This is a genomic window from uncultured Methanobrevibacter sp. (genome assembly GCF_902788255.1).
In the GTDB taxonomy this organism is placed as follows: Archaea; Methanobacteriota; Methanobacteria; order Methanobacteriales; family Methanobacteriaceae; genus Methanocatella.
In genome coordinates this window covers 1-17,149 of sequence record NZ_CADAJR010000024.1, presented here as the reverse complement: position 1 = coordinate 17,149, position 17,149 = coordinate 1, and the positions used below count along the sequence as shown (strand labels likewise).

Annotated in this window: 21 protein-coding genes; 7 read left to right on the top strand and 14 right to left on the bottom strand. The window is 35.3% G+C overall.

From position 1 onward, the window contains the following. Positions 1 to 59 precede the first annotated feature (59 nt). The 8 genes from QZV03_RS07455 to QZV03_RS07420 form a co-directional block, all read right to left on the bottom strand. Positions 60 to 1,805, bottom strand: coding sequence for a Mur ligase family protein (locus QZV03_RS07455; protein ID WP_296875454.1), 1,746 nt, complete (start codon positions 1,803 to 1,805; stop codon positions 60 to 62). A 21-nt stretch (positions 1,806 to 1,826) separates the two neighbouring features. Then, positions 1,827 to 2,909, bottom strand: a complete 1,083-nt coding sequence (locus QZV03_RS07450) for a glycosyltransferase family 4 protein (RefSeq protein WP_296875452.1) — start codon at positions 2,907 to 2,909, stop codon at positions 1,827 to 1,829. Between the two features lie 64 nt (positions 2,910 to 2,973). Continuing rightward, positions 2,974 to 4,068 (bottom strand): acetyl-CoA carboxylase biotin carboxylase subunit family protein, encoded by a 1,095-nt coding sequence (locus QZV03_RS07445; RefSeq protein WP_296875450.1) that lies wholly within the window; start codon positions 4,066 to 4,068, stop codon positions 2,974 to 2,976. Continuing rightward, positions 4,065 to 4,490: a hydrogenase maturation peptidase HycI gene (hycI, locus tag QZV03_RS07440; protein ID WP_342764233.1), complete on the bottom strand. Its 426-nt coding sequence runs from the start codon at positions 4,488 to 4,490 to the stop codon at positions 4,065 to 4,067. Before hycI ends, QZV03_RS07445 begins: the two co-directional genes overlap by 4 nt. 66 nt (positions 4,491 to 4,556) lie before the next feature. Beyond that, positions 4,557 to 5,324, bottom strand: coding sequence for a methyltransferase domain-containing protein (locus QZV03_RS07435; RefSeq protein WP_296875446.1), 768 nt, complete (start codon positions 5,322 to 5,324; stop codon positions 4,557 to 4,559). Between the two features lie 23 nt (positions 5,325 to 5,347). Continuing rightward, a complete protein-coding gene (nikR, locus tag QZV03_RS07430; protein WP_296875444.1) occupies positions 5,348 to 5,797 on the bottom strand; it encodes a nickel-responsive transcriptional regulator NikR in 450 nt (149 codons plus the stop codon). Positions 5,798 to 5,914: 117 nt separating this feature from the next. Continuing rightward, entirely contained in the window at positions 5,915 to 6,382 is a 468-nt protein-coding gene (locus QZV03_RS07425; RefSeq protein ID WP_296875442.1) for a hypothetical protein, read from the bottom strand. A gap of 65 nt (positions 6,383 to 6,447) precedes the next feature. Continuing rightward, positions 6,448 to 7,092 (bottom strand): hypothetical protein, encoded by a 645-nt coding sequence (locus tag QZV03_RS07420; RefSeq protein ID WP_296875440.1) that lies wholly within the window; start codon positions 7,090 to 7,092, stop codon positions 6,448 to 6,450. 69 nt (positions 7,093 to 7,161) lie between these two features. Between QZV03_RS07420 and QZV03_RS07415 the strand changes: the two genes are divergently transcribed. From QZV03_RS07415 to QZV03_RS07405, 3 genes are read left to right on the top strand one after another with little or no spacing between them, the layout of a single operon-like run. Further along, the gene (locus tag QZV03_RS07415) at positions 7,162 to 7,713 is read left to right on the top strand and encodes a DUF2115 domain-containing protein (RefSeq protein WP_296875438.1); all 552 of its coding nucleotides are present in this window, start codon (positions 7,162 to 7,164) and stop codon (positions 7,711 to 7,713) included. Positions 7,714 to 7,723: 10 nt separating this feature from the next. Continuing rightward, positions 7,724 to 8,251 carry a TIGR00730 family Rossman fold protein gene (locus QZV03_RS07410; protein WP_296875435.1) on the top strand — a complete coding sequence of 176 codons (528 nt, stop codon included), beginning with the start codon at positions 7,724 to 7,726 and terminating at the stop codon, positions 8,249 to 8,251. 30 nt (positions 8,252 to 8,281) lie between these two features. Then, the gene (locus QZV03_RS07405; RefSeq protein WP_296875433.1) at positions 8,282 to 8,923 is read left to right on the top strand and encodes a hypothetical protein; all 642 of its coding nucleotides are present in this window, start codon (positions 8,282 to 8,284) and stop codon (positions 8,921 to 8,923) included. 1 nt (position 8,924) lies between these two features. Here the strand turns inward: QZV03_RS07405 and QZV03_RS07400 are convergent, their stop codons facing one another. Next, a complete protein-coding gene (locus QZV03_RS07400; protein WP_296875431.1) occupies positions 8,925 to 9,458 on the bottom strand; it encodes a flavodoxin family protein in 534 nt (177 codons plus the stop codon). Between the two features lie 72 nt (positions 9,459 to 9,530). On the opposite strand from QZV03_RS07400, the gene QZV03_RS07395 reads away from it, so the two are divergent. Further along, on the top strand, positions 9,531 to 9,689 hold the full coding sequence (locus tag QZV03_RS07395; protein ID WP_296875429.1) for a hypothetical protein: 159 nt from the start codon (positions 9,531 to 9,533) through the stop codon (positions 9,687 to 9,689). 243 nt (positions 9,690 to 9,932) lie between these two features. On the opposite strand, the gene QZV03_RS07390 is transcribed toward QZV03_RS07395, so the two are convergent. Then, positions 9,933 to 10,397 carry a HEAT repeat domain-containing protein gene (locus QZV03_RS07390; protein WP_296875427.1) on the bottom strand — a complete coding sequence of 155 codons (465 nt, stop codon included), beginning with the start codon at positions 10,395 to 10,397 and terminating at the stop codon, positions 9,933 to 9,935. Between the two features lie 183 nt (positions 10,398 to 10,580). Here QZV03_RS07390 and aksF point away from each other — a divergent pair, with 183 nt between their 5' ends. Further along, positions 10,581 to 11,570 (top strand): homoisocitrate dehydrogenase, encoded by a 990-nt coding sequence (gene aksF, locus QZV03_RS07385; RefSeq protein WP_296875425.1) that lies wholly within the window; start codon positions 10,581 to 10,583, stop codon positions 11,568 to 11,570. Then, a complete protein-coding gene (locus QZV03_RS07380; protein WP_296875423.1) occupies positions 11,571 to 13,037 on the top strand; it encodes a class I adenylate-forming enzyme family protein in 1,467 nt (488 codons plus the stop codon). It begins immediately after the preceding gene. A gap of 21 nt (positions 13,038 to 13,058) precedes the next feature. Here the strand turns inward: QZV03_RS07380 and argB are convergent, their stop codons facing one another. Next, positions 13,059 to 13,922, bottom strand: a complete 864-nt coding sequence (gene argB / locus QZV03_RS07375) for an acetylglutamate kinase (RefSeq protein ID WP_296875421.1) — start codon at positions 13,920 to 13,922, stop codon at positions 13,059 to 13,061. A gap of 100 nt (positions 13,923 to 14,022) precedes the next feature. On the opposite strand from argB, the gene QZV03_RS07370 reads away from it, so the two are divergent. Continuing rightward, the gene (locus QZV03_RS07370; RefSeq protein WP_296875419.1) at positions 14,023 to 14,703 is read left to right on the top strand and encodes a reductive dehalogenase domain-containing protein; all 681 of its coding nucleotides are present in this window, start codon (positions 14,023 to 14,025) and stop codon (positions 14,701 to 14,703) included. An 82-nt stretch (positions 14,704 to 14,785) separates the two neighbouring features. Here the strand turns inward: QZV03_RS07370 and QZV03_RS07365 are convergent, their stop codons facing one another. The 3 genes from QZV03_RS07365 to QZV03_RS07355 all read right to left on the bottom strand — a co-directional run bounded on the left by QZV03_RS07365 (position 14,786) and on the right by QZV03_RS07355 (position 16,875). Beyond that, positions 14,786 to 15,034 (bottom strand): hypothetical protein, encoded by a 249-nt coding sequence (locus QZV03_RS07365; protein ID WP_296875417.1) that lies wholly within the window; start codon positions 15,032 to 15,034, stop codon positions 14,786 to 14,788. Positions 15,035 to 15,335: 301 nt separating this feature from the next. After that, positions 15,336 to 15,923 carry a DUF998 domain-containing protein gene (locus QZV03_RS07360; protein WP_296875415.1) on the bottom strand — a complete coding sequence of 196 codons (588 nt, stop codon included), beginning with the start codon at positions 15,921 to 15,923 and terminating at the stop codon, positions 15,336 to 15,338. A 1-nt stretch (position 15,924) separates the two neighbouring features. Further along, positions 15,925 to 16,875: an SAP domain-containing protein gene (locus tag QZV03_RS07355; protein WP_296875413.1), complete on the bottom strand. Its 951-nt coding sequence runs from the start codon at positions 16,873 to 16,875 to the stop codon at positions 15,925 to 15,927. Positions 16,876 to 17,149: the final 274 nt, after the last annotated feature.

The window sequence follows — 17,149 nt, the reverse complement described above, 5'->3', positions numbered from 1 at the left end:
TTCTTTTAAAAAGAATAGATTTATACATTTATTATATTAAATCAATATGATATTTAAATTTATATAATGTCTGATAAAAGTGACTCAGCAGGATCCATTCCCTGAGCACCAATTAATAAAATAATATCTTTTTTATCCGCATTCTGGTAAACTTCACTCAAACAGTCCTTTAAATTATCAAAATGCATATATTCTACATGATTTTCATTCAAAGTATTGAAGAACACTTCCCTTTCATCATCTTCAACAAAGTTCAAATCATTTACCACATCATTGCTTGAAGACAGGTACAGCTCAATGTTGTCGTTCATAGATTCAACAATTGCATCAACATTCAGCTGATTGATTTCAACACCTCTTGAACCCCTTATTGCACAGGCAACATGCAATTTCTGATTTTCTGGAAGTAATTTGAGGGTTTCAGATATTGTTGCTTTTATTCCATCAGGATTATGTGCAAAATCATCAAAAATCAATGGTTCATCATGCAGTTTTGCAAATCTTCTATTCAATGCCTTGTAGGTTTTAACCCCATCAACAATCTTATCCATATCAATATTCAAAGAGATGCATGCTCCAATGGCAGACAGAATGTTTTGGATGAAATGGCTACCAGTAAACGGCAGCTCATCAATTGTCATTATCACATTGCCGTCATATATTATCGCATCATCGTCAAAGTAAACGCCATTGTCCATAGATTGTCTGGACATTGATGTATAAAACGGATTTTTGGCTTCAAGCTTTCTTACAAGCCCGTCATCATAATTCAATACAGTTATTCCATCACCAATAGCTTCCGGAACAGCCTTTATCTCATCAAATACATCATCTATGGAGTTTACAAGACCGATATGGTCCATTGCAATGTTTGTTATTACGCCAACTTTTGGCTCAATTGCATTACTCATCAATGCGGCATGATTCTCCATCAGCTTTTCAAGCCAACCCTGCACTTCAGACACCTCTATGACAAGATAATCAAGTTTGCCGTTTTTTTCCACTTCGTCCGAAATCAGTTTGGACACCATAGGATCAATTAGTGTATTGAATTCTGATTCACTGTCAGTATTTGTCAATACATGATAACCCGCATTGTTCAATATATGATAAATTAAATGTGATGTTGTAGATTTCCCGTTTGTTCCGGTAATTACTATATTAGTGGAAGCGGGTGAGAATTTCTTTATTGTATGTGAAAGCGCATAGGCATTAGCCAGTTCAATCTTGTCTGTGATGATTAACGGGAAGTTTAGTCTTTCAGCCTCTTCAATTGCACCATCCTTTGGATTTTGTGTTATGAGACATGCGATATTCTGATTGAAAGCCATTTCAATACCGGTTCCATTAATCCAGTGCCTAATTACAATATCCCCTGTATGAGCATCATTTAAAAATGTGAATTTTCCGGTGAATCCGTCAATGGAAAAGAACTCGTCGTTACCTATAACTTTACCTTCAACAGCTTTTACCAAATCACAGAAATCTACCCCGGTATCAGGTTTGGTATGCTGCAAAACATATTCCCTTGCAAGTTCAATGTCATCAATAATAATCATTGGAAAATCCAATCTGTTTGCGGTTTCAATAGCATTTCCTCTAGGTTCAGGTGTTATCAAACAGGCAATATTCTGATTGAAAGCCATTTCAACACCAGTTTCATCAACCCATTCCCTTATTACAATATCTCCAGTATGAGCATCATGCAAAAATGTAAATTTCCCACTAAATCCGTCAATTGAGAAAAAATCATCGTTTCCTACAAGTTTTCCATTTATAGAACTGGCCAATTCTTGAATATCCATAAAAATCACCAAAAAAAGTAATTAGAAGAAGAACATTTTTACCAATATGCCTACAGCACAAAGTAAAACAGTAGTTCCCCAGTAAGTTAAAACAATCTTAATTTCAGACATACCATAATGATTTAATGTGTGATGTAAAGGTTCCACAGGCAATTTGATAATATGTGCCCTATGCAGTAAACTTACAACTACAGACAGAATCGGTACACCCAATGCAATAACACCAAAGACCGGAATATCACCAATCAATACTGCTGAAGCATAACCTACTCCCAATACAAATGATCCGGTATCACCCATGAAAATTGATGCAGGATATTTGTTGAACACTAAAAATCCTAAAGAGATTCCCGCCAAAATTAAAAATGGTGGAATAATGCTTGACAGTCCGAATAAATCTCCATAAAGACAACATGCAAGTGATGCGATAGCTATAATTCCCGCTGCAAGACCATCCATACCATCGATAAGATTGACTGAATTTATACAACCAAGTATTGCTATAATAGATACCGGAACAGCCAACCATCCTAATGGGAATCCGGCTAATGTTGTTACTCCTCCAGTTATTCCCAAACATAAACCTATAACTATTTGACAAATGATTTTTTCAAGTTCCTCAGGTTCTGTCTTAATTGGAACTTCTCCAATCACTTCAACTTTTCCATCTTTAAGCAAATCTTCAACTTCAGCTTTTGCCTTTGGAGTTGCAACACGAACTTCTTCATTAGGTTCAACTTCCAATCTTCCTAAAGTTATCACTTCATTTGAAACGTTAACTACAAGTTTTTGAACTTCCTTTACCTTAAGTCCTATTAAATCATCGACAAGTCCAACTATTCCACCGATAAGCATCATAAAGCACACAATGACTATTGGACCATTCTTGAAATTAAGTGCAATAATAAGGGAAATAGTAAATAAAAATGCAATACCTCCCATTGTAGGAGTACCCCTTTTAAATCGATGTTCACTAACTATAGGATTATCTGTAATCTTTGCTTGCAACAATATTCTTCTAACATACCATGTGAAAAATATAGAAGCACATATAGTCACTAAAAAAAGAATTAACATTTCAATATTAGTCATTTTACCACACAATAAATTATTAAATTATATAGTTATTTGTCAACAATACTATATAATTATAACTTATAACCAAAAGCTATATCAACTTTTGAATTAACTTTTCAAGATCTTCTTTTGATTTCGCTCTTGCAGTAATCCTCTGATATCCTTCAGGACCATGAACAATAAAATCATTGGCTTCAAAAGACTTGACCGGTTCATTAGGATTCGGTCCATTGTAGTTTCCCACAGGAATTTCAGTAGAGTAATAATATTGCAGATTATCGGAGATATTAGCCAGACTGAACTCACCACATGCCATATTTACCAATTCACATAATGAATTTATTCCGCAAGTAGCTGTTGTCAAATATCTTGTACCGTTAGGTCTGGTATTTACTTCAATGGCATATAGCTGATTGTTTTTACGTGAAAACATGAAATCCATTTCAAAAATTCCATCTGAAGCCAGATTCTTTGCAACTTTATATGCAACATGTTGAATCAGATTATTGTCCAAACCTTCAACCATACACGGTCCGGTTTTTGTTTTGTTTAACGGATGGGTTCCCTCCAGGGTGGTTTCACCCTTATATATTGGAGGCAATGCCACAAATTCACCGTTATAGCCTAAAACCTCAATTGATATTTCGGCCCCTTCAATAAACTCTTCGCATAATGCCTGGTCAAATTGATTGAAATATTCATCAACATCATCCATTGAACTTGCAACCATGATGTCCTTTCCGCCCTGTCCTTCACCCTGCTTCAGCACTACAGGAAAATCAATTTCCAAATCTTTTGGACTGTTCAATATCTGATATTTTGGAGTCACAACCCCAATTTCCTGGTAAAACTCCTTTGTTTTGATCTTGTTTGATGTGAGTTCAACTGCACGTACATTAGCTGCAATAACAGGTATTCCAAACTCCTCCTCAAGTTCCTCCTTCATATGAGCGACATCAATCAATGGAGGGTCAATACCGATTAATGGCACAACTGCATCCACATTCTGCATTAATGCAACCTGTTTTGGACCGTCCATTCCACGGGGGACTATAAATACCTGATCCGGCAAATCCAGGTTGATTGCATTTTCATTAGACTCGGTCAATATACTTTCAATTCCCTTAGATTTCACATACCAATCTAAATCATCATATAATCTTGAACCTATAAATAATAACTTCATAATATAATTCCTTTTAATAATTCGATAAATTCAAATGCTGCCTTTTTAACTTCGGATGTTGGCTCATCACCCCAATCCATAGTTTCAGGCTCTATGCCTACGAATATGATTTTAAAATCCGTGTCCTTTTCAAGATACTTTACAAAGTAGGACAAAGACATGGAATGGGTTGAAATGCCGATGTTTGCAAAATCATATTTGTCTACAATTTGCATGTCACCAGGTTTTTTATCCATCAGACAGGCATCAACAATAATCACATGAGTAGGATTTTCCTTTCTAATCTTTCCAGTGAAATTTTCCGGAACGGTCTGTGCATCAATGAACATCAAACCCTCATTTTGGGTGACCTCTTCAGTCAGCCTTTTGATGATATAGGGCCCTACGCCATCATCACTTTTAAGTTCATTGCCCACTCCCAATATTATCAATTTCTCGCAATCGTTTAGAAAATCTGTTAATTGAGACTTAAAAGACATAAATTTCACCTACAGGTATCTACTTTCAATACTTTCGATACCTTCCCCCATTATATATTTTATCTCAACAACTATAAAGTCATTTACATTCACATGTTTTTCATCTAATGGAATCATCAATGGAGGGTTTAGCATAGGCAGTGGCCCTGCAATAATATTGTCATTGAGCTTGGTATAGGTTGTGATTTTCAACCCATTTACTGTTGAGTCCTTATTAGATTTCAATTTTATCTGTGCTTTGAATTCAGGTGAAATTTCATCTAAAAAGTCAAACTCGGAATAGGAAATCTCATCGGACAATGTCTCATATGTTGCATCTTCATCCCAGTGAACATGATGCCTTTCCATATTCACCATCTGGACAGTGTTAATAATCCCCTGAGGAATGATTTTGCCATCCCGTTTCAGGAATTTCTTTGCATAGTTAAGCACGGGAATTTCTTCCTCGTCAATGAGTGCAGTATCAAGCATTTCACATACTATCAGGTCTGCTTCCTTTGAAAACTCATAGTCCAGTACGTTCGAATTGATCACTTGAACGTTTTTAAAATCGGACAGATTTTCCTCAGCGCATTGAAATGCCTTATTCTCAATTTCCAAGGAGACAACCTCATCAAACTTTTCATTTAAAAAATAGGACAGAATCCCGCTTCCGCATCCTAAATCATATGCCAAACCGCAATCAGAATTATATTCCTCAATAGCTTCATAAAAAACAGATAACCTATCAGTATCCTTTAATAAATCGTGATGATAGGGAGTGGTTTTGAATTTCATAAAAAAAATAGTAAAAAAAGATTTTAGTGAGCGTGAGAATGGTCATGTGAGTGACCAGGTTCCTTAAAATCTTCTCCGTTAGCAGTACTTGTAAGTTTTACGTGTTCAACACCCTTAAGTCTCATGATCCTTTCGGTCAAATCACGTATCTCTACAATATCACCATTCACTACAACGATTTCCATACAGTATTTATCAGTCATGTGAATGTGCATACTTGTATTGATTTCATTTCTGAAACTGTGCTGGATTTCAGCGAGGCTTTCCATTACTCCTGTGTAGTGGTGGTCATAAATAATGGTTACAATACCTATCCTTTGGCCTTCCATGGAATTCATCCATTGATATCTAACAATATAATCTTGAAGTGCATCACGAATTCCTTTTGAACGAGATTGGTATCCTCTTTCTTTTAATACTTCATCAAAATCAGCAAGTAATTTTTTAGGTAAAGACATACTAATTCTCATCATAACAAACACATCATAATTTCAATATTTATATTACTATATAATCTTTTAAATTATATAAATATTATGATTAACTTGAAAAATAATAATACTTCAATATTAAAAATAGTGTAAAAAATATTATTCAACTAAAAGGTAATATTCCCCATCATCCTTGTCGATGGTTTTTAATAGCCCTTTGTTTTGAAGGGACAAAATGATATGGTACATTCTAAAATTACTTAATTTTAAATCTCCATACAACAAATGACCTTCTAATGTATATTTAGAAATAAGATTTTTATCGTCCACCAATTCCTGAATTAATTTAAGGGAATCCTTTTCCTTTTGGTTTAACTCCAACTCTTCAAGGTCCTTTCTAGAATTTACAGTGTTTATTTCTTTTTCACTATCGGACAAGCGGGCTTTATTATCCTTAAAGATTACCAAGTCCTTACCCTGAAGTTCCTCCAGGATTTGAACTAAATCATACTCATGAAATCCCAATTCCTTACGAAGTATCTTGATAGGCACTCCATCAGGATATTCAATAGCATAAATCTTTATTTGGTCCAATACCACTTCTTCATTTCTAGTAATGTTAATCATTATATCAGCAGACAATTAATTATATAATACAAATTATTATTTTAATATTACTTATATCTTTTGCATCAGGATAATTGCATTTCATTTTCCAGTGCCTTAGCTTCCTGTTTGTTTTTTTCTGCATTTTCTTCAGGGGTTAAATTGGCAGGTCTTGTGAAAAACAATTCCAAATCGTTAACAACCTGACAGATGGACATGTGCACCAATTCTTTTACAGCCAAACTTTTTTCAACACGATTCATGGACTCATCAGAATAAATCTTATCATAGTCGCTTTGATAGTCGGCACGTATTTTTGCAGGATCCAAATCATTTTTCAAGTCATCTTCATCATATTCTTCAGTTAAAAGTAAGAAAGTTATCAGTTCATCCTTTTCATCTTCAAAATCCTTATCTTCATTTTCAATGACATCCCAGAAATAACTGCTTACGGATTGGAAAACATCCCTTGAAACATTGCCGTTTACAATATTGTCAATGAATAAATCAAAAGTGTTTGAGATATAATATTTGCCGTTTTCTTCCTTGGTGGCGAAAACCAGTTCGTTTTCTACATTAGCCACATATTGAATTAAAATTATATCCTGAGCCTTTTCAAAAGTTTTAGTGGAAAATGTAGTATTTTTTAATTTATAGTCAGCATTAACTTTAAGTGCATTTTCAACACTTTCAATATCCTCTTTAGAAATTTCCATGAATTCATCAGCCATTCTATCAACCTATTACTATTTAGATATTCATATTAAAAGTATTTATTTGTTCATGAACATAATTTAACCATGGATGCTGAAGACATATTAATCGAACTTAAGGAATTATCATCAAATACTGCAATTAAAAAACACGAACTGTTGGAAATACTTAAAAAATATGCTCGTATAATATCAGTGCAGGATTTAATGATGGCTACAGCACGTATGAGAAAAGATGGAGAATATGTCCAAAAGAACTATCGTGAAAAATACCTGAAAGTATACATAAAATATTTTATCATGAGAATGAAGGAGGTTAAGGAAAAAGAAGACTACAACGATACTGAAATCGATAAGGAGTCTTTCGACACCTCATTTCCCATGCTTGAGAGAACTTTTGAAAAGGAAAGGTTATCCGATAGTGATGAGGATAAATTCCCATTGATTTATGTCATTACAGCATTATACACCACATTCATTTTAGAAGAACCTATACACCCTGTTGGAAGTGAATTTCCCGGCAGCTTGTTTGTTGAAGAAAAAAACGGTGAATTTTTCTGTCCGGTTAAGGACAATCAGAAGGACAACATAAATGCAATATGCCATTTATGCCTTGCCGAACAGACCCCCGACATTTAATGGTGATTTGATGAATATTTGTTTATACGGATCCGGAAGTAGAAAAATTGATGAGATATATACAAATGAAGTCTATAAATTAGGTTTGACCATGGCACAGAAAGGCCATACCCTTGTTTTTGGTGGTGGAGACACCGGAATGATGGGCGCATGTGCACATGGAGTTCATGACAATGGCGGAAAATCAATAGGAATTGCACCGGAATGGATTGGAGACTTTGAACCATTGTGTGAAATATGCAGCGAGTTCGTTTATGTCGATACAATGGATGAGAGAAAAAACAAGTTCCTGGAAAAATCAGATGCATTCATCATATCTCCAGGAGGCATAGGAACCCTAGATGAATTTTTTGAAATAATAACACTTAAAAAATTAAAACAGCATGACAAACCGATAATCATCTTTAACATCAATCATTTCTATGACACCATGCTCAAAATGCTGGATGAAATGGAAGAAAATGGTTTTCTATACAAACAAACAGAGACATTCAAAATAGCGACAAGCATTGACGAAATCTTTGAATACCTTGAATAATGATTATATGAAATGTTTTGGGGAATGTAAATGAATGAAAAAACACTGCAAATTGTCGAAAAAGTAGAAAATGCAGAAAATATTGACATTAAAAAGACAATTGAAAAGGCAGCCACTGCAGGTTATCTTGGCGAAGAACATTTTTACTGCACAGTTATCGAGGATGGCGGCCTGACACATACAGTACCTGAAATTTTGGGAAACATGTACAAATCACAGCCATTGGACAATCTGTATTTCGACATCATCTCAAAGGCACTGGACCATGACGGCATCTACATCTCTCTGGCATATTCCACATCCAGATTGCTGGTGCCCGATGAAGACTGCGATGAAATCATCGAATATGACGACTACGATCTGGATGAAGACGAATTGGAATATATGATGGAACATGTTCTGATTACCGCAGATAGTGTGAAAAAATTTAAGGTGTATGCCGAAGAGGGCATTGCAGGTCATGAACGTACAGAAGATACTGGTTTGATGATAAATATTATTGATGGAGAATACAAGGCCTATTTTGCACTTCGCTCAACAGACCAGTGCATGTCAAGTTTCAGAGTGCTTCCATTCAGTTGGGATTATCAAAAGGAACATCCGTTATCCCTAAAAAATCCGATCAATGAACTCCTGATTGAAATGATTGATGAAACAATAGTTTTAAAATAATTCACAAACCTTTACCAAATTCATAAGCCTCTTTCGGATATTTGGAATATTGAGTCATTGACAATGTTCCACAGCCATAACCTAAGATTCTTCCCTTATCCTCAAGATTCAGATAGCGGATTAATGTATCATAATGGGATTCCAATGAATCGAATGTCCAGTCATCACTGTTATATGCAACGCTTAAAAGTGCAGATTTGAAATGCCTTTGCTGAATGGAAAAATTCCTTGAGCAGAACCTGTCCACCAATGTTTTCAACTGTGCAGTCATTCCCCAGTAGTAAAGTGGAGTTACAAAAACAAGCATATCGGAATCAAAAATCAAATCCCTGAACTCATCCATATCATCATGCAAAATGCACTCACCCTCATAACCACAGTTCAGACATCCCACACATGGTGAAATGTCAGCATGCGCAGCATCAATCTCACTGACACTGTGACCGGCTTCAGTTGCTCCCTTGATGAAATTATCAGCAAGCAAATTTGAAGAGCCTTTCTTATTGGGACTTCCCTTAATAACCAAAATCTTCATGATTTCACCTCACAATGAATAATAATTTAACAATGAAAAAAATATAACTTTAACCACAAATGGGGGATTAAAATGAAAATCAAAACAATAACAATTTCAATAGCCCTGCTTGTTTTAGCCTGCAGCATTACAGCAATTGCCGCAGAAGACGTGAGTGTTTCAGGGCATACATTTGAAGTTCCAAAGGATTATAATGTATTAAAAGGATTACCTGAATTGCAATCAGAATAATGTTAAAAAAGAAGCTTGTTGTCCCCACACTCAAATTTGATATCAAACTTGAAACATAAGGAATGCAAATCAGGGGAGAGGTCCCCAAATTGGCCTTGATTGAAAGAGAGGCTCCAAGAGAAATAATGAATAATGAAATTAGATATATGACATATCTATTGGCTTTACGAAAATTAAAATTCATATAAAGAAATATATTTTTTACTATATCTAAAATTTAAAAAAAAGAAATAAGCAAAGTGCTTATTTATTAATAGAGTTTATTGCACTTTGTGCACCTTGTTTTACAAAACCGCTTTCATCATCGAGCAGTTTTTCAAGTGCAGGAATAGCTTTTTCATCACCAAGGTTTCCTAAAGCCCATGCAGCAGCTCCTCTGATTTTCCAGTCCTCATCGTTTAGGATTTCAATTAAAGGTTCTACAGCAGGTTCACCCATACGGGAAAGTGAAGTGGATGCTTCCCTTCTAACCAATTTGTTGTTGTCATGTAATGTGTCGATTAATGCTGGAATTGCTTTAGGGTCATTTATTGCTCCTAAAAGTGTTGCTGCATTTAACCTGATTTGTTTTTTTCTACTGGATAATGCTTCAATTAAAGGATCAAGTGCTTCATCAGCCCTTAATTCTAATTCTCCAACAGCATCTTCAACTACAAAGTCATCTTTATCATTTAATAATTGTATTAATTCATCAATGCTTCTTTCCATTTTTATCCCTCACAAATCCAATAAGGAATTCTAACCTTATTTATGTAATTAATATATAATTATAACTTTGGTACTATAAAAGTATTTCGATAACATACGAACAAAATTTCAATGCAAAAACAAAATTGCATATATAGAGTGAAAACAAATTATTAATATACGAAAAATTTTATGGGTAATTAAATGTACAAACTTGCGATAATTAGTGGAGATGGAATAGGCCAAGAGGTAATGGCCGCTTGCGAATATATGCTTGACAAATTGGATTTGGAATTTAGTTTTGAATATGGTGAAGCCGGTTTTGAATGTTTCAATAAAAATGGAACAACACTTCCCGAAGAAACAATTAAAACAGCAAACAAAAGCGATGCAGTTTTGTTCGGCGCATCAACATCAACCCCCGGACAGCCAAGTCCGATAATAAATCTAAGAAAAGCATTGAATGTATATGCAAACATAAGGCCTATAAAATCATACAAGGGAGTTAACTGCATTCGTGATGACATAGACTTTGTAATCGTGCGTGAAAACACCGAAGGCCTGTACTCACAGAACGAATATGGAGACAGCGAAAAGATGATTGCCGAAAGAGTAATCACAAGAAACGCCTCTGAAAGAATTTCAAAGGCAGCATTCAATTTATGCATCAAAAGAGGTCAGAGCAAGGTGACATGTGTCCACAAAAGCAACGTATTGAAAAAGACAGACGGTGTTTTCAAGGAAAGTTTCTACAAAGTCGCAAAGGATTACCCTCAAATTAAAACTGAAGACTACTATGTTGATGCAATGGCAATGTATCTGATTACCCAACCTCAAAATTTTGATGTTATCGTTTCAACAAACCTGTTCGGAGACATAATCTCAGATGAAAGTGCAGGACTGGTTGGAGGATTAGGCCTTGCACCTTCAGGAAACATAGGAGACCACAACGGACTGTTTGAACCGGTTCACGGTTCAGCACCAGACATTGCAGGAAAAAACATTGCAAACCCATGTTCAATGATACTGTCAGCCGCAATGATGCTCGATTACCTTGGAGAATGGGAAACCTCCAATGACATTAAAAATGCTGTTGAAAAGGTAATAGCCGACTGTAAAATCAGGACCCCTGATTTAGGCGGAGACGCCTGCACAATGGATGTCACAAAAGCTATTGTTAAGGAGTTAATCTAAATGCTAAACATTACTACATTCTTAGACGCTAATTCAAAAAGACTGGACAAAAACGTTCTCTACAACCCATCAAACGGAAACAAATACAATTCCTCAGAACTGCTGTCAATAGTTTCTGAAATCGCAAGAACATTAAAGGATTTGGGAATCCAAAAGGGAGATCGTGTATTGATTTATCTGAATAACTCCGAAGAATATCTTCTGTCATTGTTTGCAATATGGAGAATCGGTGCAATAGCAATTCCTACAAACAGAATAATGACAAAAACAGAACTTGAATATATCATAAGCGATTCAAAAGCGACATTGATGATTACAGATGATGAAGCGCCTTCAATTGATATTGACACTTACATTCCAAAAAATATTTCACAATACAAAAACTGTGAAGTGCTGCCTGCCGAAAACACTGACTGGGACGACTTATGTCAACTGCAATACACATCAGGAACCACAGGCCAACCAAAAGGAGCTATGCTTACCCATGGAAATTATTTCACAGCAATACACAACGAATGTGATGTGCTGACATTAAAACAGGACGACGTGTTTTTGGGAATCTATCCTATGGCGCATGTAGGTCTGTCCTGGGCAATATCCGCCTTGAGAGCAGCAGCATATTATATTTTAATTGAAAGATTTGAATTGGACAAATACCTGGAATTATGTGAAAATGAAAAGGTAACCGTACTTACCGGAATGCCACCGGTAATACACTCACTTACAACAATCAATGCACAAAAGCAATTGAAGACTGTCAGGGAAATCATTTCAGGCGGAGGACCTCTGCACAAGAAAATATGGAAGGATTTCCACCAAACCTATAGAATACCTATTATCAACGCATATGGATTGTCCGAAACAATCGTAATCGGTACCGGAACCGTCATCAGACCTGAAGACTATCGTGAGGCTGACCGTTTTGAAAGTGTCGGACACCCGGTTTGTTTTTCAGAAGTTAAAATCGTTGATGAAGCGGATTCAGATAAAATTTTGCCTAAATATGAACAGGGCGAAATTGCACTTAGAGGACCTGCAGTTGCAAAAGGATACTGGGGAAATGAAGAAAAAACAAAAGCGTCCTTTTTGGATGACGGATGGTTTTTGACAGGAGATATAGGATATCTTGATGACGACAACCGTTTATTCATTACCGACCGTAAAAAGGACATGATTGTAATGAGCGGATGGAAAATCTACCCAACAGAAGTGGAAGAAGTATTGATCAAATATCCTGCCGTTAAAGAGATTGCCATCTTCAGTGTCAATGACTGCCACAGAGGAGAGATTCCTGTTGCAGCAGTTGTCTGGGAAGATGAAAATGATGCTGAGGGATTAATAAAATATGCACGTGAAAACCTCTCAAGATATAAGGTTCCCCGTGAAATCTATGATTTGGATGAACTTCCAAGAGTCAACGGTTGGAAACTTCTAAGAAGAGAGTTAAGAAAAATGTTTAAAAATTAAAAAAAAAAGAGTTGACTATGATTATTTATAAATCATAGTTCCAATGCCATTAGTGGTAAAGATTTCCAGAAGCAATGAATGTTTTTTACGTCCATCAATGATGTGACAGGATTTAACACCATTTTCAATTGCCTTTACACATGTTTCAATTTTTGGAATCATTCCACCAGTGATAATACCCTGCTCTATTAAATCAGGAACTTCTGAAATTCTAATTTTTTGTATCAGTGAATCCGAATCGGAAGGATCTCTTAAAACACCTGGAACATCAGTCAATATGATTAATTTTTCCGCATCAATAGCACTTGCCACTTCACCGGCTGCAGTATCAGCGTTTAAATTCAAACTTGTTCCATCCTTAGCGATACCTACTGGAGATATGACCGGAATATAATCATTATCTATAAACATTTCAAGCAAATCAGTGTTTACACAGTCGACTTCACCAACAAGCCCCAAGTCAACCAGTTCCTCATCGATTTTACTTGCTCCTTTTTTATGAGCATATATCAAACTTGAATCCTTACCGGACAAGCTGATTGCGTCACCATCATGTTTGATGAGCTCTGATACTATTTCGGTACTTATTTTTCCTACAAGCACCATTTCAATGATTTCCATGGTTTCTTCATCAGTTACTCTCAAACCCTTGATGAATTTGGATTCTTTTCCTAATTTTTCCATGGATCTTGAGATTTCCGGACCTCCACCATGTACAATCAATGGTTTCATTCCAACATATTTAAGTAAAACTGTATCACGAGCTGTGGAGGACTTTGCTTCATCATCCACCATTGCATGTCCACCATATTTAATTAAAATCTTTTTATCATGAAACTTTTTGATATATGGCAAAGCTTCAATTAAAACATCAATATCTTTCATTTTATCACTAAACATAATATTTAATTTAATTACTTATAAGCTTTTAAGTCAGAAATAGATTACTCTACATTTAAATAATTCATAAATTATAATCATTATTATGTCTGAGATGAATGATGTTAAAAATTACTTGAAAAAATTAGGTGCCAGCAAAGTGGGATTTGCTGATGTCAAAGGTCTTGCAAGCGAATTTATCGACCTTCCCAACGGAATAAGCCTTGTTTTAAAGCTACCTCTGGAAGCGATGGAATTTCTAAAAGAAGAGGATTTCCAATCATACTGGAAATGTTTTCATGCACAGATTGACAAACTAACTGAAATTTCACTTAAAGGCGAGGAATATATTAAAAATCTCGGATATGACGCATTTGGCCTTACAATGACCCGCAATGAATGTGACATGAAAAAACTTTTAAGCATTCTTCCATACAAAACCATTGCTACAAAATCAGGAATGGGCTGGATTGGAAGGTCAGCACTTCTTGTGACTCCCGAATATGGCTCAGCAATAGCCTTAGGAGGAATACTGACTGACATGCCCCTTGAATTTGACACACCAATTACCGATTCGGAATGCGATGAGTGTACAAACTGTCAGGATGCATGCCCTGTTGATGCAATCAACCCTCAAAAGTGGAATGATAGATTAAACCGTTCAGACATCATCGATATTGAAACATGCAGCGAATACATAATTGACCAGTACAGAGCGGGGCTAGGATGCACAAAATGCATGCTCGAGTGTAAAATGACCCAGGAATATCTGAAAAGATCAATATGATTTTAAGAAAAGCTAAAAAAGAGGTTCATTATTTATTGAAATTTTACCAGAAACTTATATGAAAAGGAATTAAAATGAGCATTTAGATGCCCATTTTAAATTTGAACCTGTATTCCTGGTTGACAAGTTCAATTCCTTCAAAAGATCCTTCAAGGATATGTGCAATAATTTGCAAATCCTCTACTTTGATTTCCTTACCATTGGATATTGGTGAGAAAAAGGTTATTTCATCACCGGTGATAAGGTAATTCAAGTTTTTGTTTTCTTCTTTCTGATATTTTTCAACTATAGACAAAATTTGTTTTTCTACATCTTTATCTAACTCGGTCATAATATCACCTTAATCATAGTTATTTTAGCAACTATTTATATTTTTATAAATTTTTTTCTACACAATGCCCCTCATTTCCAATCACATTGATAGGTAAAAGTCTTGGCAAGATGTCTGAAAACCATAGAAAAATGAGATAATCTGGAATATTGTTGAAAATGAGATACATCTAACTGACGAGGAACCTTAATTAAATAATATCTTTTAAGAATTGAAGAGTTTCGCCATAGCAAATGACAGTGCAAATAAAATTTACATCGAATAAATAAAGTAAGATTCAAGGAAAATATATCTTGAAAGTTTAGGCTTTGACGAGGAACACGCCTGTTAAAAAACTCCAAAGTATAAGGGTATACACAGAAAGCCTTTCAAAGATAGGCATGTAAATACTTTGAACATTGAAAAACATTACCCAAAACGCAATCAAACCGAGTATTCCCAAAACTAAAGTCCCTTTTTGATAATTCCTAAATTCATCCATGGACCTTGACACCAGGACAATCAGAATGTTTCCGCCCAAAATGGCCATTACGGCTCCAAGGGTGTGATAACCAGATGTTAACGGGTTTCCTCCATGTATCAGACCTACAATAATGACCCCAATTCCAGTTATCAAAGTTAAAATGTAAAAAACGGTCTTATTTTTTGAGATGAAATCCTTAAAACTATAGAAATTACTGAATATTACAGCCAGACCTATTAAAATAAAAGCGGCATCCATCAGCCAGAATAGTGGAGAGTTGGAATTTGGAATCCCCAACTCGGAAATGGTATGGAACAGATAGGTGTTTACAAAAGAAGCATTAAATAAAGTTGCAGAAACGGCTTCAGCGACTATATAAAATAGACTGCCAATTATAAATACGAATCCCGCAACTCTAGACTTCATTTTAAATACCGAATCGTTTATTGAAGAATTTTTCTTTCAAATCAAAGTTTAACTCCTCAATGTTGGCACCGTTGATTGCCTTTTGCAATGTTTTAAAGGCAGTCTTTTTAGGTACATAAGTATGTTTGATATGGGATTTATTCCAGATTTTATCAAATCTTTTCTTTAAGCTACCCATTTCCAATTTTTCAGTTACATTTTTAAGATTTAAAACATTAGCTTCATTGATCACATCATAAGTTGCATAGGTTTGCGCATCCATTACGATTGGGTTTAATCCCAGAATGTATCTTTGCAAGTCGTAATCGAGGAATGAATCATAATCTCCATCATATGCATAAACGTGTGCCTTTGCAGACAATGCATCAATAAATACGAGGAACTGATTTCTCACCAATGCCCTTGAAATGATTTCATCACAGAATTTCAAAGCTGTTTCAATCTTGCCCTCAGATGAATTTGCCACATATGTTTCATAATCTTCAAATCTGAATGCTACAAGAGCAAACATGTATAAATCCATCCAGTCATTTTCATTTATGAATTCCTGTGCCTTGTCTGTTAATGTTAAATTATTGGATTTGTCAAAGTCATCTAAGGATTGGGATTCTTCTGAAGCGTCGTTTTCACCATTAAATACAGGCAATACTCTTTCAACCAATTCCTGTTTTTTACCGGATACTTTTAAACCGTTTTCTCTTAAAATATCCTTCAGTTCCACTACTGTATATTTTTTGGACACTTCTTCAGCAGTCACTTCCTCTTTAGAATCATCATCAGTTTTAACCGGTTTGAAATCACCTTCAAGATATCCTTCTTTTACCAAATAGCTTATGCAGTCATTTGCGGAAGGAAATGTTCCGAATTGACCTTCATTCAATATATCTTCAAGTTCATAACCACTATTTAAAAAATTTAAAACGTTAAATACTTCTAGTTTTTGTTCACTCACTTAAACACCTTTTTTGTTTGCTCAGCAATACTAAAAAATTACCGCATGTTATAATTAAGCTTCCGATAAGGAAAGCATATAAGTTTGAAATAAATATCAGGATAACGACAATTCCGAAAACTGTCACCGTCATCATTTGTAATATATCTTTTTTAGTTAATTTAATACTTTGCCTTTGAACAACCTCGCCTTGAAGAAGGCGAGGATTCCTAGATTTTTCATGTTTATTTGCTCAATCGTTTATTGAGTGCTTTCTAGGCAATCCCCGGGGCAC